Source organism: Kitasatospora sp. NPDC001309, from assembly GCF_042896295.1.
In the GTDB taxonomy this organism is placed as follows: domain Bacteria; phylum Actinomycetota; class Actinomycetes; order Streptomycetales; family Streptomycetaceae; genus Kitasatospora.
Genome location: NZ_JBIAXC010000067.1, coordinates 20,672 through 42,821, shown reverse-complemented (window position 1 = coordinate 42,821; position 22,150 = coordinate 20,672). Strand labels below are relative to the sequence as shown.

The window sequence follows — 22,150 nt, the reverse complement described above, 5'->3', positions numbered from 1 at the left end:
GCGCCCCCGGGGCCCCCCCCCCGGGGGGGGGGCGGGGGCGGGGCGGCCCCCCCCCCCGCCCCCCGGGGGGGGGGGGCGGCCGGGGGGGTTGGGGGGGGGGGGGGCGCCCGCCCCCCCCCCCCCCCGGCCCCCGACCCGAACTCTCGAAGGAGCCCCGCGATGACGTCCAGAAGAGCGCCGCGCCCCCGACCGCCACCCGCATGCTCACCCCTCTGGAACCCCGATGCCCTCCTCGACGCCCGACGCCCCCGCGTCCGTCAAGTTCCCCCACCGCAGCCGACGCGGCATCCTGCTTGGCCTGAGCGCGCCTCAGCTGATCACCTGCGCCACCACCGGCCTGCTGCTGCTCGCCGTCCTCACCGCCCGGGGCGTCATCGGCGCCCTGCAGCTCATACCTCTGTGGGCTGCGGTCGCCGCCCTGGTGTTCATCCGCTACCGGGGCCGCACCCTCGCCGACTGGGCACCAATCGCCGCCCGCTACGGCCTGCGGCGCCTGCGCGGACAGCTGGTCTGGCTCGTGCGCCCCTCCTCCCGCCCGGTGCGCGAGGGTCTGCTCCACCTGCCCGGCAGCGCGGCCAGCCTGCGCGTGGTCACCGCCCCAGACCGTCGCTACGGCGCCGTCCACGACCCGCACGCCGGCACTCTCACCGCGATCGTCAAGGTCAGCAGCCGCGCCTATGCCCTCCTGGACCCCGGTACCCAGAGCGCCAACGTCAACGGCTGGGGGCGTGCGCTCGCGGCGCTCGCCCGCACCGGCCAGGTCGCCCGCATCCAGGTGGTGGAGCGGACCGTTCCCGACACCGGCGACGCGCTTCGCCGCTACTGGGAGGAGCACGGCCACCCCGACGCGCCGCTCGCCGGAGCCCTCTACGGCGAGCTGATCCGCGGCGCGGGACCGGCCGCCGCCCCGCACGAGGCGTACGTCGCCATCGCCCTGGACTTCAAGGCTGCACGGCGGCTGATCAACCAGGCCGGAGGCGGCCTGACCGGCGCCTTCGCGGTCCTCGCCCAGCTGACCAGCTCCTTCGAGCAGTCCGCTCGCACCGCCGGCCTCAACCCGACCGGCTGGCTCAACGCCAACGAGATCGCCGCCGTCGCCCGCACCGCCTACGACCCGAAGTCCCGTGCGGCGCTGGACCGCTGGTCCGAGGACGGGCGCCCGGCCGCCGACCTCGCCGCCGCCGGTCCGGTGGTCGTGGTGGAGAAGGCCGACCACATCTCGACCGACTCCGCCCATCACACCACCTACTGGGTGGAGAACTGGCCGAGGACACAGGTCAACCCCGGTTTCCTGCACCAGCTCATGTTCGCCTCGGGTGTACGCCGCACCGTCTCCCTGGCCTACGAGCCGAAGGACCTGGACTCGGCGATGCGCGATGTCCGCCGCAAGAAGGCCAGTGTCATCGCCGACTCGGCCGAGCGCGCCCGCAAGGGCCAGGTGGCCAGCGAGGCCGACTCGGTGGAGTACCAGGACATCCAGGACCGTGAGCGGCAGCTGATCGCCGGCCATGCCGACGTCGCCCTCACCGGGCTGCTGACCGTCTCCGCCGACACCGAGGACGAGCTGCGGTCCGCCTGCGCCGTGGTGGAGACCGCTGCCGTTGGCGCCCAGCTCGACCTTCGCCCGCTCACCTGGCAGCAGGCCGAGGCGTTCACCGCTTCCGCGCTGCCGTTCGCCCTCGCCGCCTGATGCCGGCCCGCCCTCCTTCTGAAAGAGCACCCCAGATGCCGGCCACCACCGCAACCGCGCAGGACTTCGTCCCGTACGCGACCGCCGCGATCGACTTCCACCGCGCGCTCAACGTCCCGACCGGCCCGCTGGTCGCCTCCCGCGCCGAACTCGACTGCCTGCACGAGCACTTGGTATCGCTGCACGGCCTTCTCGACGCCCACGCCCAGCGCACCTCCCCGCTGCTGCCCGCCGAGGGCGACCATCTCAGGGCCGCCCGAACCCGCCTGTGGCAGGCCGCCGACCACCTCCACGCCGCCTACCACGCCTCACCCCGGCCCGGCAGTGGTGAGGTTCCCGGCCCCGAAGCGTGCCGCGCCCGTCTTCCCGAGGGCGCGCCGGAGCTGAGCATCTGCCGCCGCCACCAGGAAACCGCGCAGCTGGTGCGCCGCCGCACCACCCCCGCCGACCTGCACGCCCCGTTCACCGGCCTCGTCCGCCGCTGACCCTGCACCCCGGAATCCGTGATCATGCCCAGGAACCGCGCCACCGCCTCCCACCTGTTCGTCCCGCGCAAGACCAGCCGAGCCGACCGGCGCTCCGCCCGTGCAGGGTTCGCCGAAGCCCGTACCAAGGCCCGCCTCGCCACCCTGCCCACCGTGCGACGCGAGCGCGAGGGCACCGACCCCGAACTCCGGCCCGTCTACCCGGCCTCCGGCCGCCCCGGGCCCGCTTCCGCACGTGGCGGAAAGCTCCGCCTTCCGCAGCACCGCATGACCACCGCCGTCGCAGGCGGGGCCTACCCCTTCCTCGCGGAGGCCGGCCTCGGCGCCGAGGGGATCTTCATCGGCCGAGACCTGCACGCCGAGGGCTCGTTCTGCTACGACCCCTTCGCCCTGTACAACTCCGGCCGAATAGAGGGGTTCACGAACCCGAACGGGATCTTGTGCGGCATCATCGGCATGGGCAAGAGCGCGCTCGCCAAGTCCATCGCGACCCGCGCCATCGCCCACGGATACAAGATCTACATCCCGTCCGATCCGAAGGGCGAGTGGTCGGGTCTGGCCGAGGCCCTCGGCGGGCAGACCATCGCCCTGGGGCCCGGCCTGCCGGGGAAGCTGAACCCGTTGGACGCGCCGCAGCGTCCGGCTGGGGTGAGCGAGGAGGACTGGACCAGCGAGGTCCGCAAGCGCAGGCTCCTGCTGCTGGCGAGCCTGGCGGCGACCGTGCTCAAGCGCGATCTGCTGCCGATGGAGCACACCGGCCTGGATGTCGCGCTCGACCTGGCCGTCGCCGATGCCGTGGCGGACGGCACGGTGCCTCTCCTCGGCGATATCGCCCAGGCTCTCGGCCGACCCGAGCGCCTCGACGCTGCCCTCGGCGACCAGGCTGGCAGCCTCGGCCACGCCACCGATGACCTCGCGCATGCCCTGCGCCGCCTGGTCCACGGCGACCTCAGCGGCATGTTCGACGCGCCGTCCACCGTGACGTTCGACCCGGACGCACCGATGCTCTCGATCGACCTCTCCCGGCTCGGCAGCAGCGGCGACGACACGGCCCTGGTGCTGGCCATGACGTGCGCGAGCGCGTGGATGGAGTCCGCCCTCGCGGACCCCGCCGGCGGTCGCCGATGGGTGATCTACGACGAGGCGTGGCGGATCATGCGGCACGTCGGCCTGCTGGAGCGGATGCAGCAGCAGTGGAAGCTCAGCCGAGGCTTGGGAATCGCCAACCTGCTGATCCTGCACCGGCTTTCCGACCTGCTGAGCGCGGGCGACGCCGGATCACGTGGTCGCGTGCTCGCCGAGGGCCTGCTCGCCGACTGCAGCACCCGGATCATCTACCGCCAGGAGCCAGACCAGATCCCCGCCGCCATGGCCCTGCTCGGTCTCACCGGCGTCGAAGCCCAGGCCATCGCCGCCCTCACTCGCGGCCGGGGCCTGTGGAAGGTCGCCAGCCTGAGCTTCATCGTGCAGCACCTCCTCCACAGCCGGGAGAAGCAGCTGTACGACACCGACTTCCGCATGGCCGCCTGACCGGCCCGACTTCAGGATTCCCGAACCAGAGTGTCTACCAACGACGTTGAGTCCTACCTCGACCACTCCCACCTCACGGCGGCCGACTTCACGGAGTTCGAGCAGCTGGTCGCCGCCCGCCCCGACCAGCGCCCCGCCCTTCACACCAACTGGCACCCCGTCCTGACCTCCACCCACCGCGACGGCGCACAGTGGGTGTCCTCCTCCGCCGTGTTCAAGCCCTGCGACACCCGCGCCGAGCCCGGCGAGGAGACGTACGTGCGGGTGTACTTCGACGAGGACAGCCGGGCACTGCCCGACCGGCCCCACCGCCCCGTGCCCGTGCCTGCGCTCGCTGCCGAGCTGGCCGAGCACCTGCCCGGATGGTCCGTCCAGCCCTGTCCCCTCAACCCCGGCCGGGACCTCGTCGAACTGCGCGAGCGTCTCTGGGGTGGAGGTCCAGCGCCCTGGGACAGCGTCTCGGCTCCGCACACCGCCCTGCTCCTCGCGGGCCCCGGCGGTGAGCGGTTCCTCGCCGTGAGGCCACGTCCCGGCCACGAGCTGGTGGTCCGCTCGGCCCTGCCCGATGACGATCCCGACAGCCTTCTCGGCGGCGTGAAGCCCCCGGCCCGCATCGTGTTCTCCGCCGACGCGACGCCGGCCACGGTGGCGGCCGATGTCCGGGACCGCCTCGCGCCCGGCTACCGACAGGCCGCCTGGCAGGCGCGGACGAACTCCTTCGCCTTCGCCGCCGAGGGCCTGCAGCAACTGAGCACCGCCTACATCCCCGGAACCGGCTTGCCTTGGAGTCGCCGTGGGGAGGCCGGCTCCTTCGAGTCCGAGGCTGGCCGCAACCGGGCCGCCTGGCACTACATCACCACGCTCACCGACCAGGGCCCGCACCTCGCAACCGGAATCCGGGCATTTGCCAGCGTCGAGGACCACCTCGACCCCGTCACCGGGCCCGCCCTGCGACGGCTCGGCGAATCCGAGAGGGCGCTCGGGCGGCTCCGGGAGATCCGTGAGGGCTGGCAGGACGCCATGGACTGCATCCTCCCCGGGCACCCCAAGGCCCAGCAGGTCCGGGACCGCGCCGTGGACCTGCGCAACCAGGAGGCGTGGGAGGCCGCCGCACCTCTCAGGGACGGCCCGTTTCCCGCGCTCGCCGCGCACGTCGCACCCAGGGTCGCCCTGCCCGTGCCGGACCGCGGGCAGCAGGTCAAGGCCGCGCTCGCCCGCACCGGCCATCCTCGAGGCGACTTCGCGGTGGCGCCTGCTCCGCCCCTCCCGCCGGTTCTCGGCACACCCCGCCGCACGCGGTGACCGCCTACCACCGCTTCGCAGCCGGACCAAGTCCCGGGTCCCCGGCATCATCAGCGCCCCGCCCCCAACGCCTCGGGGCGCGCACCCCCAGGAGCACGCCATGCAACCCGCTGATCTGACCGTCCTGTTCATGGAGAACGCCTTCGGTGTCAGCGCCCACGTCTACGGTCCGGACACCCTGACCGACCGTAACGCCACCGGTCCGGCCCGACGCTATCTCCCTGTCACCCGTCCTCTCGCGCAGCGGGGCCTTGAGACCGGAGTCGACTTCGGGGCGGACGACTACATCGTCGACGCGGGCCTGCCTGACGGCAGCCGCCTAGTGATCTCGCCGGAGCAGTCCGGCCATGCGGACGACGCCCCGCCGGACTGGCTGGCGACTCATCACTCCAGCCCCGACGACCCTGAGCTGTTCGAAGTCGTCTACGACAGCAGGCTGGACGGGCCCGACTCCCGCAACGGGGGGAGCGTGCCCAAGCTGCTCGCCGCCGTCGACGAGCACCTCGACGGCCTCGGCGTACCGTCCCGTCAGCAGGTCCAGGCCGTACGCGAAGGCGCCGAGTCCGCCCTCCACCGCGCCGGGTTCATCCCCGTCGTCCGGGTACACGAGACCCACCACCGGCTTCCCCCCGCCATGGTCGACCCCGGCGAGCGCCGGGTCGCCGTCACACGGGCCGTCGACTACCTGCGCGCCGGGGGCTACCGCTTCACCTGCCCGGCGGACCTGATCGACCACAGCCTTCCGCCGGCGCTGCCCCCGGCCCGGTCGCTGGCTCAGGTCAGCAAGACCATCGCAGAGGCCGGCCACACCCGGGATGCGGTCGACGCGCTGAGCGAGCTGACCGCACCCGGTGACGGCGTCCTCGACCAGGTCGTCGGTGCACTCCACCAGACCGCCTCCTGGTGGGAGGGGCTGGGCGGTGCCTCCGATCCGCACTACGCGGCGCGCCTGCGCTACATCGCGGACAAGGCGGACGGCTACGTGCGGGAGATCCGGGCGATGCGCGGCGACCTCGCCGACCGGCACACCGCCCACCCCGGCCGCCCCCAACCCACAGCCCGGGTCACGGCCGGTGGCCCCGACGCCCGGGTGCTCGCCGCGCTCGCCACCTCCCCCGCCTCCACGCGCACCCTCACCGGCCACCCGGCCGAAGCCGTCCTCGCCGCCCCGGTCGCCGCCGTCCGCGCCGCCGGGCCGCGCCGCTGAACCCCCGTCCCGGAAGGAAGACCGCTGTGCCCCGCCGCTGCAGACCGCGCCCCGACCACCGGTCCACCGTCCGAACCAGCAACGCGGAGCCCCATCGTGCCTACCGTCGTACCCACCCAGCTTCCCGACGTCGCCATCGGGCACCACCCGACCCACGGCATCGTCGCCTCCCTGCCCACCCAGAACGCCGCCGCCCACTGGTTCCTGGAGCGCCTCGACTTCCAGCAACTACCCGGCAACCCGAAGCTCTTCACGCTCACCAACCAGCACCGCGAACCCCGCGAGCGCGCCGCCTGGGCCGCCAAGCTCCTCACCGGCGCCGGCTACCGCGTCGACACCGACATGGCACTCGCCCCCAGTGAGAACACCGAAGCGCAGGAGCAGGCCCGCTCCCGGCTGCCCGCGACCGAACCGGCGCCGGACAGCGGTCCGGACGTCGCCTTCGCCGAGCATCCGCAGCTCGGTGTCGTCGCTGCCACTGACGACACAGTCAACGCGGTCGAGCGCGGTGGTCAGATCCTCGAGGCCCACGGCTGGCGGTTCAACCACGTGCTCGACGTCTACACACTGCCGGTCACCGTCGAGCGAGGCGAGGCACTGGAGCGCATGGCCTCCGCCACCACCGCCATGCACCGCGCAGGCGACCTGCAAGTCGCGGTCCAGCCGCGTCTGGCCGAGGACCTCGCCGCCCGCCGCGCACCGGCCCAGCAGGCGTTCACCACGCACAAGTTCCGCGCCAACGAGGCTTCGCTCAAGGCAACCACCGCCGTGTCGACCGCTGTCGCCGTGATCCCGCCGCCGGCGGCGGCCGACCCGCGCATCGCCGTCGCCCGAGCCCGCTGACCACCCCAACCCACCCAAGGAGCAGAGCACATGGCTGTGAAGAAGGTCTGGCAGATCACCCACTCGTGCGGGCACGAAAGCGAGAGGGACCTCGGCGACCGCCCGGCTGACCGCCGGGCCGGCTTCGCCGACTGGCTCGCCAAGCAGGAGTGCACCGACTGCTGGCGCGCCGCGAAGGACGGCGACGAGGCCGAGAAGGCGGCGTGGCTTCAGGCCAAGCGGGCCGCCGAGCAGGCCGAGTCCGACGCCTGGTCCGAGCAGTTCCGGATGCCGCCGCTGGAGGGCACCGAGAAGGGGATCGCCTGGGGCGTGCGCTGCCGCCACCAGGTCCTCGCCGCCGCGTACGCCGCGCTCGTCCTCGACTCCGGCATGCCGGAGCCCGAGTGGGAGCGGATCGAGGACCGGGCCCGCAGGATCACCCGCGCCGGCTGGTGGATCGACCAGCGCACCTCCGAACCGGGCGACCTGGAGGAGCTGCTGGAGGCCGCCGTGGACACCGACCGGCCGACCGAGAACCCCTTCATGTGACATGTCGGCGCGCTGCCCGGCGCAGGACACCGGCCCCAACTCCCGCCACCGCACCACGATTCGGAACACACCTCCATGGCTACCTACCCGCTGCAGTGCACCGTCCGGCGCACCGAGAGCACCCTCGACCTGCTGAACGCGTTGGACACGCTCAACGACGACCCCGACTTCGAGCCGAGCCTGTTCGCTACGTGGTCGCCCGGTCCGCCCGATCAGGAGGTCTACGACCTGCGGGACCTGGCGGCCCTGCTGGACGAACCTCGGGCGCTTCGCAAGCCCCGCACCGGCCACACCCCCTCCCAGCGCCTGACCTGGCACTGCTCGATACGCAGCACCACCCAGTCCGGCCTCAGCGACGATCACTGGTGGGACCTGCTGCTGCAGGTGCTCAATGCCACCGGCATCCAGCCGCAGAACGATCCCAACTCCTGCCGCTGGCTGGCTGTGCGCTCCGCCGCCGACAGGCTCGACATCGTCGCCACCGTCATCCGCCAGGACGGCAGCTGGGCCAGGCTGCACAACGACGAGCGCTTCGCCCAGTACGCCTGCGAGCGCTTCGCTGCGGAGCACAAGCTCAACTCGCCGAAGCGGCTCGGCTAGGAGTGCTGGACGGCCCGGCCGGAGCGCGGCTTCTACCACCGATCTCCGGCCGGGCCAAACCTCCGATCCTGCGGATTCTGTCCTCGTCAGCCCGCTCGCCGGGCCCCGCCGCCCGTCCGAGAAGGGGACACCGTGATCGCCCACCTGCAGCGCGCCACCACCACGGCCGCGCTGATTCCCGCCCTGTACGGCCTGGACGAGCCTGGCGACCGGCTGCGTCCCCGGCTGATCGGCGCCGACTACCGAGGCGCGGACAAGCAACTGCCGCTGTTCGGTGACCCGCAGGAGGTCCTCGGCGGCGGCGTGCTGGACGCCCCCGCTCTGCGGATCGGCTCCCGGGCGCCTGCGCGCCCCGTGTGGATGTGCTCGGTGCGCTCCGACCCGCGCCACCCGGACCTGAGCGACGCCCAGTGGGCCGATGTCGCCCGGCGTCTGGTCTCCGCGACCGGGCTCGCGCCCGCCGGCGACCCGGACGGCTGCCGGTGGGCGGCGATCCGCAACGGCGACCGGTCGGTGCACGTCGTCGCCACCGTCGTGCGCGAGGACGGATACATCCACAACACCTACCGCGACCCCTTCCACGTGCAGGCCGAGTGCACCCGCATCGCTGCGGAACTCGGTCACCTCACCCGTACCGTCACCACCGCCAAGGACCACCGGATGCCCGTCATCACCATCAGCGCCGAGCCCAGCGGCAGCGTCGTCGCCGCCGGCGCCAGCGACGACCTGTCGGCCACCCTGCTCCGTCACGCAGGCTTCAAGCAGATCGACGACTGGCACGGCCGCCGCCACCGGCTGCCCACCACCACCGCCCCCGCCGACCGGGCCGCCGTCGCCACCCACGCCACCGAGATGCTGCGCGCAGCCCGATACACCGTCGACCTCGACCCCAAGCTCGACGCCGAGCCGCTCAGCACCGCTGGTCAGCAGATCCTGAATCTCACCGACGAGCTGCGCGGCGCCACGGACTTCGCAGAACTCGCGGGGGTGCTCGACGAGCTGCTCGACCCGGACGACGGGATGCTGGTGCGCCTCCAGGAGGCTCTCGAGATCGCCTCCGAGCAGATCACCGAACTCGACCCCGACCAGTTCGCCCTCTCCGACCGGTTCGGCTTCGCGTCCGACCAGTTGGTCACCGCCCAGGCCGAACTGGCCGGGGCCGTCGACGAGGTGCAGCGCGCCATGTCCGACACGGCAAACCGTGCCGACGACCTGCGCACCCGCGCCGCTCTTGCCCGCAGCACCACCGCCTCGGCCGCCGCCAACGCCCCGGACCTGCCCGCCGGCTGGCGGACGCCCGTACCGGCCGTAGCGGCAGTTCCCGCCGGCCGCACCCGCTGAAACGTTCCTGCACGTCACTACTTCCTGGGAGCCCTGGTGCCCGAGCACTACTCGTCGATCGGAGAAGCGGTCGGCGCCGCCATGCAGCACAACATCCGCCTGGCCCACAGCGGTCGGCCGCCCGCAGCCGACCAGCCGCTTCAGGTCCGCTACATCCCGCCGCCTGCCGCCGACCCCCGCTCCCTGCCGGGCATGGTCGTCCGGCTCGAAGAGGACGCGAGCCCCGGTGACGTGGCGGCGATCTTCGAGGAGACGACCAGCGCCCTGGTCGGCCCGCTGACGCAGCTGACCGAGCTGGTCGCGGCCGGGGCCGACTGGGCCCGCGCCAGGGTGGACTTCGCCTCCCCCGGCTACAACCTGGCCTACGACACGTGGGCACGGCTGGCCACCGCGCACCAGGCACTCCTCACCGTCCGGGAGGACCTTGAGACCGCCACCGCGAGGATCCCCGACTGCCCCGCCGAGCCGAGCCGCTCAGGCCACTCGGAGAGCATCCCGGTGCTGCGGACCCGCGAACTGCTGCACGACGTCATGGGCAGCGTGCCGCCGCCAACGTCGGAAGCCCAACGCCGTCAGGCAGCCGTCGCCGGCCCTCCGCGGCGCGTGCCTCAGCCGTCCACCACCCCCGAACCCACCGCCACGCCAATCACGACCCCGGTCGCGCAACCGCGCCGTACCCGCTGACAGCAGCACCGAGAGGACCAACCACCATGGGAAACCTCGCCGACACCTACGGGACCGACGTCGAGATCTACCGCGGCGGCGACGGCCGGATCTGGGCCGACTGCCGCACCGACGCCCCCGGTCTCATCAACCGCACCCTGCGCCAGTTCGGCTTCACCGCACCGACCGAGCCGGGCAACCCCGCCTCCTACAGCCTCCCGCCGGAGCGGCCAAGCGCGGACCAGCTGACCGCCGCGTCCGGCGCGGCCTACCTGCTGAGCGTCCAGCAGCACCGAGTCGCCATCGAGCCGCAGTTGGTCGTCTCCCTCCACGGCAGGGACGACCCCGCCGAGCTGCGGCGTGCGGCGGCCCTCGCCACCTCCGCCGCGACGCGCGTGAATGCCACCGTGCAGCAGCCGCCAGCCCCGCCGAAGGCGGCGGCGGAGCGACCGAGCAGCCGCACCCGCTGAAGCGTTCCTTCACCCTCGCCCCGATAGAGAGCAGCCCCGTGACGATCCGTTCGAGAGCCGAGCGCGCCCCGCCCCCCGCCCGCTCGCACCCACCTGGACTCTCCCTTGCCTGCCCCGCGCACCGGCGCGCCGTCGACCTCCACCGGCACGGACGCGCTCCTCTATCTCCTGTTCGCCGTCGTCGGCGCTGCCATCGCCTTCGGCTCCCTCGCCTGGCTGACCGGCAACCTCACCAACTACTTCGTCGGGTCCGGCCCGTGGGCGCCGTTCCACGTCGCCGACGCCCTCCTTCACCCCGACCGGCTGTGGCCCCACCTCGACCAGACCTCCGTCCTGGTCGGCGCCCGCATCGTCCCCGGCGCCCTCACCGTCGCCGCCACCGTCACCGTCCTGGTGCTGTGGCTGCGTCACCGCGCTGGCGCGAAGAGTGGCATGGCCCGCAAGGCGGACATAGCGCCGCTCCTGAACAAGGAGATCACCGCCAAGGCCCGCAGCCTGCGCCCGAGCCTGAACGACCGGGAGCGTAAGGAGGTCGCGCCGAACGACCGGGGCATCCTGATCGGCACGCTCTCCCCCGGCCGGGCCGAGGTCCGCGCCTCGTGGGAGGACGTGATGGTCGCCATCATGGCGCCCCGCTCCGGCAAGACGAGCGGCATCGCGATCCCCGCGATCCTCGCCGCCCCAGGGCCCGTCCTGCTCACCTCGAACAAAGCGGCGAACGACGCCTTCACCGCCTGCGCCGACGCCCGCGCGAAGGTCGGCACGGTCTGGACCATGGACCCGCAGCAGATCGCGCACCACCCGCGCGAGATGTGGTGGGACATCCTCGCCGACGCCCGCGACCTCGCCGGCGCCAAGCGCCTGGCCGGGCACTTCGTCACCGCGAGCGTGGACGAGTCCAGCGGCTCCGACTTCTGGTCGACCGCGGCGAGCAACACCCTCGGGTCGCTCTTCCTCGCCGCTGCAAGCCACCGCCGCCCGATCACCGACGTGCTGGCCTGGCTCGCCTCCCCCTCCGACCGCACCCCCGTCGACCTGCTCACCGACGCCGGCCACCACGCGGTCGCCGCCCAGCTCCAGGGCACCGTCACCGGCGCCACCGAGACCAGGGACGGCATCTACGAAACGGCGAGGCAGTACGCCAGCTGCCTGCTGGACCCGGAGATCGCCGCCTGGGTCACCCCCACGCCCGGCCTGGCGGAGTTCAAGCCCTTCGACTTCGCCTCCTCCCGCGACACGCTGTTCCTGCTGTCCAAGGACGGCGGCGGCTCCGCCAGCGCGATCATCGCGGCTGCGGCCGACGCGGTGATGCGCGCGGCCGTCATCGTCGCCGAACGATCCGGCGGACGCCTCGACCCGCCCGCGCTGTGCGTCCTCGACGAGGCCGCGAACGTGTGCCGCATCTCGGACTTGCCGGACCTCTACTCCCACCTGGGCAGCCGGGGAGTCATCCCGATCACCATCCTTCAGTCCTACCGCCAGGGTCAGCGCTGCTGGGGCGAGGCCGGCATGGACGCTCTCTGGTCGGCAGCCACCACCAAGATCATCGGCAGCGGTATCGACGACGCCGACTTCGCGGACCGGCTCTCCCGGCAGATCGGCGAACACGAGGTGCAGACCGTCTCTGTGTCCGATTCCGGCAGCGGCAAGTCGACGTCGGTGTCGATGCGCACCGAGCGCATCCTGCCACCCGACGAGATCCGCGCCCTCCCCAAGGGCAAGATCCTGCTCTTCGCGACCGGCATGCGAGTGGCGATGCTCGACCTCAAGCCTTGGTACAAGGAGCGCTCCGCAAAGGAGATCGGCCCGGCCTCCGCCCGCGCCACCAAGGCCATCACCGAACGCGCCATCGCCAAGGCCACCACCGACCGCGACGACTTCACCCTCTCGGCCTGACGTACCCCCCCCCGGCGGCGCCGACCGGGAACCCGCCGCTTCTCCGGCCGGTGCCGCCCCAGCTCTTCCACTCCTCCGCCTCGACTTCGGAAGGTCTCTCCATGTCCGACGCCAACTCGCCTGCTGCCCAGCACCGTTCGGCTCCGCTGGCCGGTGCGCCGGTCGTCCGCCGGGGCGGCCAGTGGTGGCTGATCACCGGCACCGGCTCGATTCTGGCCACCGACCCCGTCTTCACCGGTGAGCTGGACCGCTTCGCCGCCGCGATGGCCGCCGCCGACCGCGAGGTCGCCCTGCTGCGGGACAAGCAGGCCGGCACCCGGAAGAAGCGGAAGGGGAAGCGGCGGTGATGGACGCACTGCTCAAGGGCGAGCAAGCCCTTCTCGGCGCGGTCCTCCTCGACCCGGCCCAGCTCGACACGCTGGCCTGGCTGACACCCGCCGACTTTTACCGTCCGGCTCACCGAGCCCTGTTCGCCGCGATGCGGACCCTGAGCAACGATCAGCGTCCGGTGCGGGAGGCTGACGGGACAGTACCGCTCTCGTGGGTGACCGACACGGTCGCCGAGGCGAGCCGCCAGGTGCGCGGGTTGAACGCCTCGTACCCGTTCACCCTGATCGCCGCGTGCCCGCGCCCGCAGAACGCCCCGGTGTACGGCCGCATGGTGCTCGAAGGGTCCATCCACCGCACGGTGCTTGAGCACGCCGTCCGCCTGGAACACGTCGCCCGCATCGATGCCGAGCAGCACCAGGTCGAGGGCGTCCTGCATCACGCCGATGCCTTCACCGGCGTGCTCGGCGACCTCGCCCGCCGCTGGGGCACCGAGCCCCGTCCCATCCCGCCGCCCGGACCGGGCGCGAGCGCGGTGCCCTCACCGGTCAGGCTAGAGGAGACCGAGGACGAGCGGTTCCTCCTGGCCGTCCTCGTCAACCAGCCCGAAGCGATGGCCGAGGTATACGACTGGCTGCGGCCCGGCGACTTCGTCGATGCCGGCCACGGCCAGGTCTACCGCTGCCTCGGCTCCCTCCACCACCGGGGCGAGCCGATCGACGAGGTGACCGCCCTGTGGGAGGTCCAGCGGCGCGGTCTGCTGGCCGATGGCACCCTCTCGCGCGAACAGATCGACACTCTCTTGGGCGGACCGGGGGCGGGTTCGGCCGAGTGGCTGGGTGACCAGGTCATCCGCTCCTCCCTCGTGCGCACCGCCGCCGGAGCCGCCACCACGATCAAAGCGCTGGCCGAGGGCAGCTCCATGGCGCCCGGCCGACTCATCGGGCAGGCCCTGCACGCCCTCGGCCCGCTCGACGAGGTGCGCGCCCGCTGGCGCACGGCGAACCAACTCCCCTCCCCGGCTGCCGAGAAGGCCGCCACCGAGGCACGCTCCAATCCTGCGGCTCGGGTCCGCGCAGCGCTGGCCCGAAGCCCTCAGCAGCAGTCCGTTCCGCGGGACGCACCTCCCGTTCCCGCCCTGTCCAGGTCGGGCGTCACGGCCACGGCGCCCGCCCACGCCTCGTCCTCCCGCCACCTCCGGAGTACCCCGTGAACAGCCCGATATCGGAAGCATTGCTGCTGCACGCCACGGCGTCCGGGCTCGACGCCCAGCGCGCCAAACTGCCCCAGGTCAGTGCCCCCTTCCGTCTTCCCGATCCCATCGGCGTGGCCGGCCAAATCACCGAACTCGGCCGATCCATCACCGAGATGGGCGACGAGTACCTGTTCCGTGCGGGCGCAGCCGCACCGCAGGAGCACACGGCGCACACGGCCGAGGCGCTCGCCAGCGCCATCGGCGGCGTCGCCCAGGCCGCGTCCGCCCTCGGCACGGTCGCCCAGCAGATCGCCTTCGTCGCCCGAACGGCTGGCAAGCGCGGTGATGCCGGCTACGAGGATGCCCACACCGTCGCCGGGCAGATGATCGAGTTCGCCGTTGAGACAGCACGCGACGACCTCGCCGAGGCTGCCCAGACCCTCCGGACCGCCGCCTCGGCCGTCTCCCCACCGGCCGTGAAGCTCCAGCGGGCCGCCCTCGCCCGCTCCCCCGGCGCTGCGACAACAGCCCCGGCTCTGACAGCATCCGCCGCGCCTGCCAGCGCAGCGGTCCAGCGCGTCCCTGCCCGCTCGCGCTGAACCAATCCCCGTCCCCTCCACCACCGGAACCCGCCACCATGGACTTCATCCCCTACCGCCTCGAGCGTGAGCAGCTCCACGCGCTCGCCGACCAACTCGCCGACGCCGCCCGGCACCTGGCCCGGCTGAACCCGACCAGCCGCCTACCCGCCCCCGAAGCAACCTCCGACGTCCTGGCCGCTCTCGCGGGCCTGCAGCAGTACGTCCTCTCCTGCGCCGGCGACGTCAACGAGACCGGCGCTCTGGAGCCCGATCAGGCACGAGCCCACCATCGCGCCGTACTCGGCGACGCCTTGGTCGCACCCGTGATCGCACACGCGATCACCGTGGCCTCGTCCGCGCTCATCACCACCGGCCACAAGATCGCCCGGACCCGCCCGGTCCATCTGCCCACCGATGGCATGAGCGTCTACCTCGACCTCCTCGACGCCCAGACCACCCTGGTCTCCGCCGCAGGTGCGTTGCGCCAGCTCGCCGATCAGCTCACCCACGACCAGCCCGCCGCCCTGGACGAACTCGCTGCCCTCCTCGCCTCGCCACCGCGCCTGCGCCACCAGGCCGCACTCGCCCCCGGCACCACCAAGCCGGAAACCCTGCGCGTCCGGGGCCGCTGACATGCACCCGCTCCCCGTCCTGCCACCGGTCGGGCAGGCCCCGCCTGCCCTCACCACCCCCGTCCTCTGCTTCAGGAACCAGCCATGAACGCACCCCTCGACGAGTCGCTCGCCCTGCGCGCTGACCCCGGCCCGCTGATCGGGAGCTTGTGCAGCGGGTACGGCGGCCTCGACCTCGGCGTCCGGGCCGCGCTCGGCGGCCGTCTGGCCTGGCACGCCGAGACCGAGCCCGGCCCGGCCGCGATCCTCGCCCGTCACTGGCCCGGCGTGCCGAACCTGGGCGACATCACCACCATCGACTGGTCCACCGTCCCGAGGGTGTGCGTCCTCACGGCGGGGTTCCCCTGTCAAAGACGTCTCGGTCGCCGGCCGCCGCGCCGGACTCAACTCCGAAACCCGATCCGGTCTTTGGCTGCACGTGGCTCGCGCGGTCGAGGCCATGCGCCCGCACCTCCTGGTGGTCGAGAATGTACGAGGACTGCTCACCTCCCCCGCTGTCGCCAGCTCCGCTGGCGACGTGGAACGCTGCCCGTGGTGTCTGGGAGACGACCCAACCCAGCCTGATCTGCGGGCACTTGGCGCCGTACTGGGCAGCCTGGCCGAGCTTCGGTACGACGCGAAGTGGCTCGTTCTTCGCGCCTCCGACGTCGGTGCACCCCACCACCGAGCCAGGGTCTTCCTCACCGCCTGGCCCACCGACCACAGCGTTGCTCAAGACCCCCACGAGCAACATCGGCTCCAACGGCGGGAGCCAGCACCCGGAGAAGAGGAAGCGCGGCGGCCACGGCCCGAACCTGGCGGACGAGGTGGAGTGGCTGCTGCCCACTCCGAAGGCGTCGGACGGGATCAAGGGCTCGCCGAATCAGCGGCACGGTGGCGGGGACCTGACCCTGCCCTCGGCAGCAGCCTCGCTCCGTCCCTCCTCGCCCCGGAACCCGGCCTCACGCTCCTCCCGGCGCCGGGCCTCGATGGCGGTGGCGCTGCCGCTGTGGCCGCAGGACGGCTCGACCCCGGACGGTGGGGACCGTACGCCGGAGCCGTCGCCCGATGGGAGACGCTCACCCGCCCGGCGCCGGCGGCCACCGACGAGGGCGGCAAGCTCCGGGCGGAGTTCGTCGAGTGGATGCAAGGGCTTGAGGCGGGCTGGGTGACAGCCACCCCCGGGCTCGGCCGCCCGGCCCAGCTCACCGCGCTCGGCAACGGCGTCGTTCCCCAACAGGCTAAGCGGGCATTGGAGTTGCTGGCTCCTCCTTTCCGGCGCTGTGCCCGCTGCCGTGCCGAGTGAGGGGCTTCTACCTCTTTTTCCCGGCCGTACCAAATCCCGGAATCCGCGGACTCTTCTCCCCGCAGCCGCACCGACCCGAGGGGGCTGTCATGCCTGCGCATGCCCCGGCCCGGCGCGCCCGCGCGCCACCGGCCGTACGACCGAAGGACCTCCTCCTTGAGCACCACCACCGCCTGCGGCCCCACCCAGGACAGCGGATACCGCGCTGTCCTGGGTACGCCGTACGTCGCCCGCCTGCTCGGCGGCACCCTGATCGGACGCCTGCCCACCGGCATGGCGCCGATCGCGATCCTGCTGCTGGTGCGCGCCGAGCACGGCCCGCTCGCCCTGGCCGGGCTGCTCGGCGCCCTGTACGGACTCGCCTGCGCGCTCGGGCAGCCGCTGCTCGGGCGCCTGGTCGACCGCCACGGCCAGGCCCGGATCCTCGTCCCCGCCACGATCGCCGCCAGCACGGCGTTCCTGCTGCTGCCGTGCACCGGCCCGGTGCGCCACCCGGTGCTCGCCGCGCTCACCGTGCTGGTGGCGGGGCTGTCGACGCCGCCGCTGGAGGCCGGCCTTCGCTCCCTGTGGCCGGTGCTGCTGCCCGACGCCGGACGCCAGCACACCGCGCTCTCGCTGGACAGCAGTACCCAGGGCCTGGTGTTCGTCGCAGGGCCCCTGCTGGCCACCGGCTTCGCGGCCGGTGCCGGAGCGACCACCGCGCTGGTGGCGACCGCGGCGCTCGGCCTGCTCGGCACCGGCCTGGTCGTCACCTCCCACCCCTCCCGCGCCTGGACTCCGTCCGAGTTCACCGAAGCGGTGCACTGGACGGGCCCGCTGCGCGTGCCGGGGCTTCGGGTGCTGTTCGCCGCGCTGATCGGCACCGGTGTCGCGCTCGGCGCCGTCAACGTCCTGGCACTGTCCGCCACCGAGCGCCACCACGCCGGGTGGCTGGCCGGAGTGATGCCGGCCGCGCTGTCCATCGGCAGCATGCTCGGCGGCCTCGCCTACGGCCGACACGCCTGGCCCGGCTCCCCCGCCCGGCACCTGGTCGCCGCCTCGGTCGGCTTCGCGGCCGGTTGGCTGCCGCTGCTGCCCGACCCCGCCCCGGCCGTCGCGGTCCTGGGCGCCGTGCTGCCCGGCACCTTCCTCGCACCGCTGCTGACCGCCGCGTTCCTCACCGTCGACCGCCTCGCCCCCGAAGGCGAATCGACCGAGGCGTTCGCCTGGCTGATCGCCTGCATCGGCGTCGGCCAAGCCGCCGGCACCGCCCTTGCCTCCCTCGCCTCCGTCCCGCTGCTCGTCGCCGCCGTCCCGCTCGCCGGGGCCGCCTTCGCGCTGTGGCTGCTCCACCGCTTCAACGACCGCCTCTCCGCCTGACCACCTCGAAGGAACCGCCGTGAACACCGCCCTCTTCGCCACCGCAACTCCCGCCACCCGCATGCACGTTGTGTGGGACTGGAACGGAACGATCAAGGACGACCTCGACGACCACGTCTCCGCCCTGAACGCGACCCTGCCCGCCCTCGGCGGCGACGCGGTCGGCCGGGAGACCTACCGAGCCAAGCACACCGTGCCGATCCCGAACTTCTACGCCCGCCTGCTCGGCCGCACGATCACCGAGCAGGAGTGGATCTCCAGCGACAACGCCTTCCTGGACCACCTGCGCGCCCAGCCGGTGCGCGTGCGCGAGGGCGCCGCCGAGCTGATGGCCGCGCTGCGCGAGGCCGGACACACCCAGTCGCTGCTCTCCCTGTGCCCGCACGACACCCTCGTGCGCGAGGTCGAGGAAGCCGGCATCGGCCACTTCTTCACCCGGATCGAGGGCCGCACCGGGCCCTCCGGCGGCACCAAGGCCGCCCCGCTCGCCGCCCACCTCGAAGCCCTCGGCCTCACCGAGCAGGCGCACCGGGTGCTGCTGGTCGGCGACGCCGTCGACGACGCGGATGCGGCCCACGCGAACGGCGCGCACGCGGTGCTGCACACCGGCGGGCTGCACCACCCCGCCAAGCTCGCCGCCGCCGGCCACCCGCTGACCGACACCCTCAGCGACGCCGTCGCCCTCGGCCTGCGCCTCGTCCAGAACCACGGCGCCCAACTGGCCTGCGCCTAGCACGGATCGGCGGCCGAACCAAACCGCCGATCCTGCGGACCATCTCCCTCAACGACCGCTTCCCCGGAGCCCTGCCATGACCCGAAGAAGACCTTCCGGCCCCGCCCTCCCCGTCCGTCCGAACCCCCTGGATGTGCCATGTCCGAGTCCGACCCGATGCCGGGCGCCCCCGAGCCCGAGCCGATCCGTATCCCCGACGAGGACCTCGACGACCTCGTCAGCGCGCTGAACCGCACCATGGCCGAGGTCCGCCAGCACGGCGTGATCCTCGACCGACTCGGCTCCGAAGCCGACGACGAGACCGGGTCCGGAGCGGCCGGGCCGGAGTCCGCATCCGAGGGTGAACCCGGCGGCGCCCCCTCGCTGTTCATCCTCGCGATGGGCGGCGCCCAGTACGCCGCCGAGCTGGCCGAACTCTCCTTCTGGGTCACCCACATCCTGCTGCCCGTCTACGGCCGGGAGATCGGCTCCACCCGACCGTGGTGCGCGAAGTGGCACGAGCACCCGGAGGCCGTCGCCCGCCTCCACGCGCTCTGGCTCGCGTGGCAGCAGCTGACCGCCGCCGAGGCCGGCCAGAGCGGGCCCTCGACCTGGCACCGCGACCACCTGGACCACGCCCTGCTCCAGCTCCGCGCTCCGGACGGCCCGTTCGCCGCCTGCACCACCAGCCCCTCCCGGCTGGCCCACCGCGTCCTAACCACCCCCGACCAGCTGGGACTCGCCGCATGAACACCCTCGACTTCCGCCTAGACGGCCTCAAGCCCGCCGACGAGTCCCCCGGCCATGCGTACAACTACCCCTGGGAGAAGGACTTCCAGCTCATCTCCCACCACGACGTTGGCGAGCGCAGCTTCATCATCGCCTTCGACAAGACGGCGACCTGGGACTACCCCAACAAGGCCAACATCGTCTCCTTCGACGTCGACCGCGACAGCAGCCGAGGCATGTTCAGCATGCACCGGGACGGGCACGCCACCTTCGCGTTCGCGCAGAGCTGGCTGGTCAACCGCGGCTGCCCGCCGGACAAGCTCGCGCCGATCTTCGACGTCCCCCGCCCCGCCGACGCGCTGTCCGTCCGGGTCGAGGACCGCATCCGGCTCGCGGGCGAGAGCCTCAAGGTCGCCGACTACCAGGTGATCGATGACTCCGACACCGAGGGCTGGAGCGTCGCCGTCGACAGCCAGGCCGAGGAGCTGCCCGTCCGCGTGTTCCTGGAGACGCTTCAGCCCGACCAGTTCACCTACACGGTGCGCGAGGGGGCCTTCGCCGACCACGCCGCCGCTGATGACTGGCTGGAGCACCGCTCGACCCCGCTGCCCGAGCCGCCCGAGTACCGCCGCGACGCCGAGGCCCTGCGCACCAGCGCCGCGCTCGCCCGCAGCACCACCGCCCCGGCCGTCACCGCCGCCGACGTCCTGGCCGCCGCGCCCGCAGCCGCCGCCGTCACCCAGCCCGATCGGGGGCGGTCGCTGTGAGCCGCGCCAAGTTCGCCTTCTCCGCCCACCCCGACGCCATCGCCGACCTGCGCCAGCTCCCCGAGCCCATCCGCGACCAGGCCCTGCTCCACCTGCAGGACCTCGTCCACGGCGAACGCGTCGCCACCCGCCTGGAAGGCCGGCTGGAGGGCTGCCACAAGATCGTCCTCGGCGCGGGCGGCGAATGGGCTTCACACCGCCTGGTCGTGCAGTTCCGCGACGCCCCCGCCGCCTCCCAGCACCGGCGCGAGGTCCACCTCATCGCCGCAGGCCCTCGGCTCGACTACGCGGTCTACCGCTCCGCCCAGAACCGCCTGGGCCGCACCGGCCTCAACCTGCCGCCCGGCCTGGACCCGGCCCGGGAGGCCCAGATCCGGCAGCAGCAGGAAACCCGCGTCCGCGCCGCCCGCGCCCGATCCGTACGCCCTGCACCGGGAACTGCTGGCGCCCCCGCCTACACAACCGCATCCCCCGGCTTCGCCACCGGTGCTACCACCCGAAAGGCCCGATAATGACCACCCCCACCCCGACGCACACCGACCTCGCCGCGTGGCTCGCCGAGGCCGCCGAGGCCGTCTCCGGCGTCGTCACCGCCGAGCACGCCACGCCGCGCTCGCGCTCACACCTCCACCCCGTCCTCGGGCCGCTCACCACTGGTCCGAAGGTGATCACGTCGCTCGCCGGCCGGATGGAGGACCTTCTGGACGCGAGGCTGCCGGCCACCCCCGCGACCCTGTTCGCCCTCGCCTCGTACGCCTCCGCCCTGGGCTGGCTGACCGAGTCGCTCGCCGACCTCACCCAGGCCGTCGACTGCTTGACCGTCGAGGCCGGCCTGCCGTCCGACGCCACGGCCGCCGCCCCCGGCGAGGTCCCGGACTTCGACCTGTCGGCCTACGCCCCGCAGGACCGGCAGGCCATCACCGCGCTCGCTGCCGAGGCCGCCCTCCCGCCGGGCCTCTACCTGCAGATCCTGGGCCAGGCTCTGCTCGCCTCCACGGAGTTCACGGACGCGTGCACGGAGATCATCAGCGGCCTGACCGAGGACGCTCTCCGCCTCCTGGACGAGGAGGTCAGCTTCGTTCGCCTCGGCGGCGAGGGCCCCGACAGCCTGCCCACCCTGGTCCGCTCCCTCCTCGCCCGGATGGAGGCGGCCTCGTGAACCCGCACGACCCGCTGGTGCACCCCGGGGCCTACCTCGTCCACGAGCGGCTCGGCGTCGACGACCCGTTCAGCCTCCTCGGCGCTCGGTACCAGCACGATGCCCCGCGCGCACAACTGGCCCAGCTCGCGGGCAACGCCGCCTGCGACCTCGACGACATCCACCGCGAACTCACCGACCAGGCAGAAGCCCTGATCGCCCGGCTGCAACCGATCGCACGAGGTGAGCGTCCAGCCCGCCCCGAGGTCGGCACCGACCTGGTGTACGCCGCCGGCCAGCTCGACCAGCTCGGCGCCCGCAAGGACGTCGCCTATCAGCGCCTCACCAGCGTGCTTGACGCCGTCGAACGCATCGGCGGCATCGAGCCGAACGTCCCAGGCCACGCCCAGGACCGCCACCTGGCCGACGTGCACCCCCGCCCCAGCAGCCAGCACCCCCTGCCCGCCCCGGCCACCTGGAACGACGAGCAGGGCTTCGCGCTCGAGGCGCTTCGGGATGTGGAGCGCGGGGACCTGTGGCTGCGCGAGAGCGTGCACGGCGAAAAGTACGTGGTCTGGGGTTCCGGGCTCGGTGCTCCCGTCGAGGCCGAGACCGTCGCGCGGCTGATCGAGGCCGGTCTCGTAGCCGCCGACACCAGCACCCCCGACCCGTGGTTGGGGCACATGCTCTCCCTCACCCCGAAGGGCATAGCGGCCCACGCCGCCGCCCGCAGCGAGCGGGATCGCCAGGCCGCCGCCCTCTACCGCGGCTTCGCCCTCACCACGGCCGGCCCCGCCCACGCAGCGCCCCCGGCAGCAGCGGCCCACCCCTCCCTCTCCTCCCACACCCGTTGAACAAGGAACTCCCGGC

24 protein-coding genes and 1 pseudogene are annotated in these 22,150 nt (G+C 73.1%); all 25 read left to right on the top strand.

Annotated features, from left to right (window positions below; translation table 11 throughout):
• Window positions 1-223: 223 nt before the first annotated feature.
• Window positions 224-1,690: an SCO6880 family protein gene (locus ACFY2K_RS40145; RefSeq protein WP_387717633.1), complete on the top strand. Its 1,467-nt coding sequence runs from the start codon at window positions 224-226 to the stop codon at window positions 1,688-1,690.
• Window positions 1,691-1,725: 35 nt separating this feature from the next.
• Entirely contained in the window at window positions 1,726-2,175 is a 450-nt protein-coding gene (locus ACFY2K_RS40140) for a DUF6238 family protein (protein ID WP_387717631.1), read from the top strand.
• A 24-nt stretch (window positions 2,176-2,199) separates the two neighbouring features.
• Complete coding sequence (locus ACFY2K_RS40135; RefSeq protein ID WP_387717629.1) at window positions 2,200-3,705, top strand: ATP-binding protein; 1,506 nt, start codon at window positions 2,200-2,202, stop codon at window positions 3,703-3,705.
• 30 nt (window positions 3,706-3,735) lie between these two features.
• Entirely contained in the window at window positions 3,736-5,007 is a 1,272-nt protein-coding gene (locus ACFY2K_RS40130) for a hypothetical protein (protein WP_387717627.1), read from the top strand.
• Window positions 5,008-5,107: 100 nt separating this feature from the next.
• The gene (locus ACFY2K_RS40125; protein ID WP_387717625.1) at window positions 5,108-6,214 is read left to right on the top strand and encodes a hypothetical protein; all 1,107 of its coding nucleotides are present in this window, start codon (window positions 5,108-5,110) and stop codon (window positions 6,212-6,214) included.
• 96 nt (window positions 6,215-6,310) lie between these two features.
• Complete coding sequence (locus ACFY2K_RS40120; protein WP_387717623.1) at window positions 6,311-7,057, top strand: hypothetical protein; 747 nt, start codon at window positions 6,311-6,313, stop codon at window positions 7,055-7,057.
• 30 nt (window positions 7,058-7,087) lie between these two features.
• On the top strand, window positions 7,088-7,585 hold the full coding sequence (locus tag ACFY2K_RS40115) for a hypothetical protein (protein ID WP_387717621.1): 498 nt from the start codon (window positions 7,088-7,090) through the stop codon (window positions 7,583-7,585).
• A gap of 75 nt (window positions 7,586-7,660) precedes the next feature.
• Window positions 7,661-8,185 (top strand): hypothetical protein, encoded by a 525-nt coding sequence (locus tag ACFY2K_RS40110; protein ID WP_387717619.1) that lies wholly within the window; start codon window positions 7,661-7,663, stop codon window positions 8,183-8,185.
• 132 nt (window positions 8,186-8,317) lie between these two features.
• Entirely contained in the window at window positions 8,318-9,526 is a 1,209-nt protein-coding gene (locus ACFY2K_RS40105; RefSeq protein ID WP_387717617.1) for a hypothetical protein, read from the top strand.
• Window positions 9,527-9,562: 36 nt separating this feature from the next.
• The gene (locus tag ACFY2K_RS40100) at window positions 9,563-10,210 is read left to right on the top strand and encodes a hypothetical protein (RefSeq protein ID WP_387717615.1); all 648 of its coding nucleotides are present in this window, start codon (window positions 9,563-9,565) and stop codon (window positions 10,208-10,210) included.
• 26 nt (window positions 10,211-10,236) lie between these two features.
• Window positions 10,237-10,659 (top strand): hypothetical protein, encoded by a 423-nt coding sequence (locus tag ACFY2K_RS40095; RefSeq protein ID WP_387717613.1) that lies wholly within the window; start codon window positions 10,237-10,239, stop codon window positions 10,657-10,659.
• A 105-nt stretch (window positions 10,660-10,764) separates the two neighbouring features.
• A complete protein-coding gene (locus ACFY2K_RS40090) occupies window positions 10,765-12,555 on the top strand; it encodes a type IV secretory system conjugative DNA transfer family protein (protein WP_387717611.1) in 1,791 nt (596 codons plus the stop codon).
• 101 nt (window positions 12,556-12,656) lie between these two features.
• A complete protein-coding gene (locus tag ACFY2K_RS40085; protein WP_387717609.1) occupies window positions 12,657-12,902 on the top strand; it encodes a hypothetical protein in 246 nt (81 codons plus the stop codon).
• Window positions 12,902-14,095 carry a DnaB-like helicase N-terminal domain-containing protein gene (locus ACFY2K_RS40080; RefSeq protein ID WP_387717607.1) on the top strand — a complete coding sequence of 398 codons (1,194 nt, stop codon included), beginning with the start codon at window positions 12,902-12,904 and terminating at the stop codon, window positions 14,093-14,095. The genes ACFY2K_RS40085 and ACFY2K_RS40080 overlap by 1 nt, the downstream gene beginning before the upstream one ends.
• The gene (locus ACFY2K_RS40075) at window positions 14,092-14,676 is read left to right on the top strand and encodes a hypothetical protein (RefSeq protein WP_387717605.1); all 585 of its coding nucleotides are present in this window, start codon (window positions 14,092-14,094) and stop codon (window positions 14,674-14,676) included. The genes ACFY2K_RS40080 and ACFY2K_RS40075 overlap by 4 nt, the downstream gene beginning before the upstream one ends.
• 38 nt (window positions 14,677-14,714) lie before the next feature.
• A complete protein-coding gene (locus ACFY2K_RS40070) occupies window positions 14,715-15,290 on the top strand; it encodes a hypothetical protein (RefSeq protein WP_387717603.1) in 576 nt (191 codons plus the stop codon).
• 84 nt (window positions 15,291-15,374) lie between these two features.
• A pseudogene (locus ACFY2K_RS40065) lies at window positions 15,375-15,581 on the top strand (DNA cytosine methyltransferase); the annotation flags it as partial.
• A gap of 121 nt (window positions 15,582-15,702) precedes the next feature.
• Window positions 15,703-16,575, top strand: coding sequence for a DNA cytosine methyltransferase (locus ACFY2K_RS40060; protein WP_387717635.1), 873 nt, complete (start codon window positions 15,703-15,705; stop codon window positions 16,573-16,575).
• Window positions 16,576-16,731: 156 nt separating this feature from the next.
• Window positions 16,732-17,934 (top strand): MFS transporter, encoded by a 1,203-nt coding sequence (locus ACFY2K_RS40055; RefSeq protein ID WP_387717601.1) that lies wholly within the window; start codon window positions 16,732-16,734, stop codon window positions 17,932-17,934.
• 19 nt (window positions 17,935-17,953) lie between these two features.
• Complete coding sequence (locus tag ACFY2K_RS40050; RefSeq protein ID WP_387717599.1) at window positions 17,954-18,667, top strand: HAD family hydrolase; 714 nt, start codon at window positions 17,954-17,956, stop codon at window positions 18,665-18,667.
• A 138-nt stretch (window positions 18,668-18,805) separates the two neighbouring features.
• Complete coding sequence (locus ACFY2K_RS40045) at window positions 18,806-19,396, top strand: DUF4913 domain-containing protein (RefSeq protein WP_387717597.1); 591 nt, start codon at window positions 18,806-18,808, stop codon at window positions 19,394-19,396.
• A complete protein-coding gene (locus tag ACFY2K_RS40040) occupies window positions 19,393-20,142 on the top strand; it encodes a glycosyl hydrolase (protein WP_387717595.1) in 750 nt (249 codons plus the stop codon). The genes ACFY2K_RS40045 and ACFY2K_RS40040 overlap by 4 nt, the downstream gene beginning before the upstream one ends.
• Window positions 20,139-20,654: a hypothetical protein gene (locus ACFY2K_RS40035; protein ID WP_387717593.1), complete on the top strand. Its 516-nt coding sequence runs from the start codon at window positions 20,139-20,141 to the stop codon at window positions 20,652-20,654. The genes ACFY2K_RS40040 and ACFY2K_RS40035 overlap by 4 nt, the downstream gene beginning before the upstream one ends.
• The gene (locus tag ACFY2K_RS40030) at window positions 20,654-21,301 is read left to right on the top strand and encodes a hypothetical protein (RefSeq protein ID WP_387717591.1); all 648 of its coding nucleotides are present in this window, start codon (window positions 20,654-20,656) and stop codon (window positions 21,299-21,301) included. The genes ACFY2K_RS40035 and ACFY2K_RS40030 overlap by 1 nt, the downstream gene beginning before the upstream one ends.
• Window positions 21,298-22,134, top strand: a complete 837-nt coding sequence (locus ACFY2K_RS40025; RefSeq protein ID WP_387717590.1) for a hypothetical protein — start codon at window positions 21,298-21,300, stop codon at window positions 22,132-22,134. Before ACFY2K_RS40030 ends, ACFY2K_RS40025 begins: the two co-directional genes overlap by 4 nt.
• Window positions 22,135-22,150: the final 16 nt, after the last annotated feature.

Bases quoted from the DNA above. Each gene is read 5' to 3' on its own strand.
- ACFY2K_RS40135 (WP_387717629.1), top strand. From the start codon at position 2,200: ATGCCCAGGAACCGCGCCACCGCCTCCCACCTGTTCGTCCCGCGCAAG.
- ACFY2K_RS40095 (WP_387717613.1), top strand. From the start codon at position 10,237: ATGGGAAACCTCGCCGACACCTACGGGACCGACGTCGAGATCTACCGC.
- ACFY2K_RS40110 (WP_387717619.1), top strand. From the start codon at position 7,661: ATGGCTACCTACCCGCTGCAGTGCACCGTCCGGCGCACCGAGAGCACC.
- ACFY2K_RS40140 (WP_387717631.1), top strand. From the start codon at position 1,726: ATGCCGGCCACCACCGCAACCGCGCAGGACTTCGTCCCGTACGCGACC.
- ACFY2K_RS40125 (WP_387717625.1), top strand. From the start codon at position 5,108: ATGCAACCCGCTGATCTGACCGTCCTGTTCATGGAGAACGCCTTCGGT.
- ACFY2K_RS40115 (WP_387717621.1), top strand. From the start codon at position 7,088: ATGGCTGTGAAGAAGGTCTGGCAGATCACCCACTCGTGCGGGCACGAA.
- ACFY2K_RS40030 (WP_387717591.1), top strand. From the start codon at position 20,654: ATGACCACCCCCACCCCGACGCACACCGACCTCGCCGCGTGGCTCGCC.
- ACFY2K_RS40070 (WP_387717603.1), top strand. From the start codon at position 14,715: ATGGACTTCATCCCCTACCGCCTCGAGCGTGAGCAGCTCCACGCGCTC.
- ACFY2K_RS40145 (WP_387717633.1), top strand. From the start codon at position 224: ATGCCCTCCTCGACGCCCGACGCCCCCGCGTCCGTCAAGTTCCCCCAC.
- ACFY2K_RS40085 (WP_387717609.1), top strand. From the start codon at position 12,657: ATGTCCGACGCCAACTCGCCTGCTGCCCAGCACCGTTCGGCTCCGCTG.
- ACFY2K_RS40045 (WP_387717597.1), top strand. From the start codon at position 18,806: ATGTCCGAGTCCGACCCGATGCCGGGCGCCCCCGAGCCCGAGCCGATC.
- ACFY2K_RS40040 (WP_387717595.1), top strand. From the start codon at position 19,393: ATGAACACCCTCGACTTCCGCCTAGACGGCCTCAAGCCCGCCGACGAG.
- ACFY2K_RS40080 (WP_387717607.1), top strand. From the start codon at position 12,902: ATGGACGCACTGCTCAAGGGCGAGCAAGCCCTTCTCGGCGCGGTCCTC.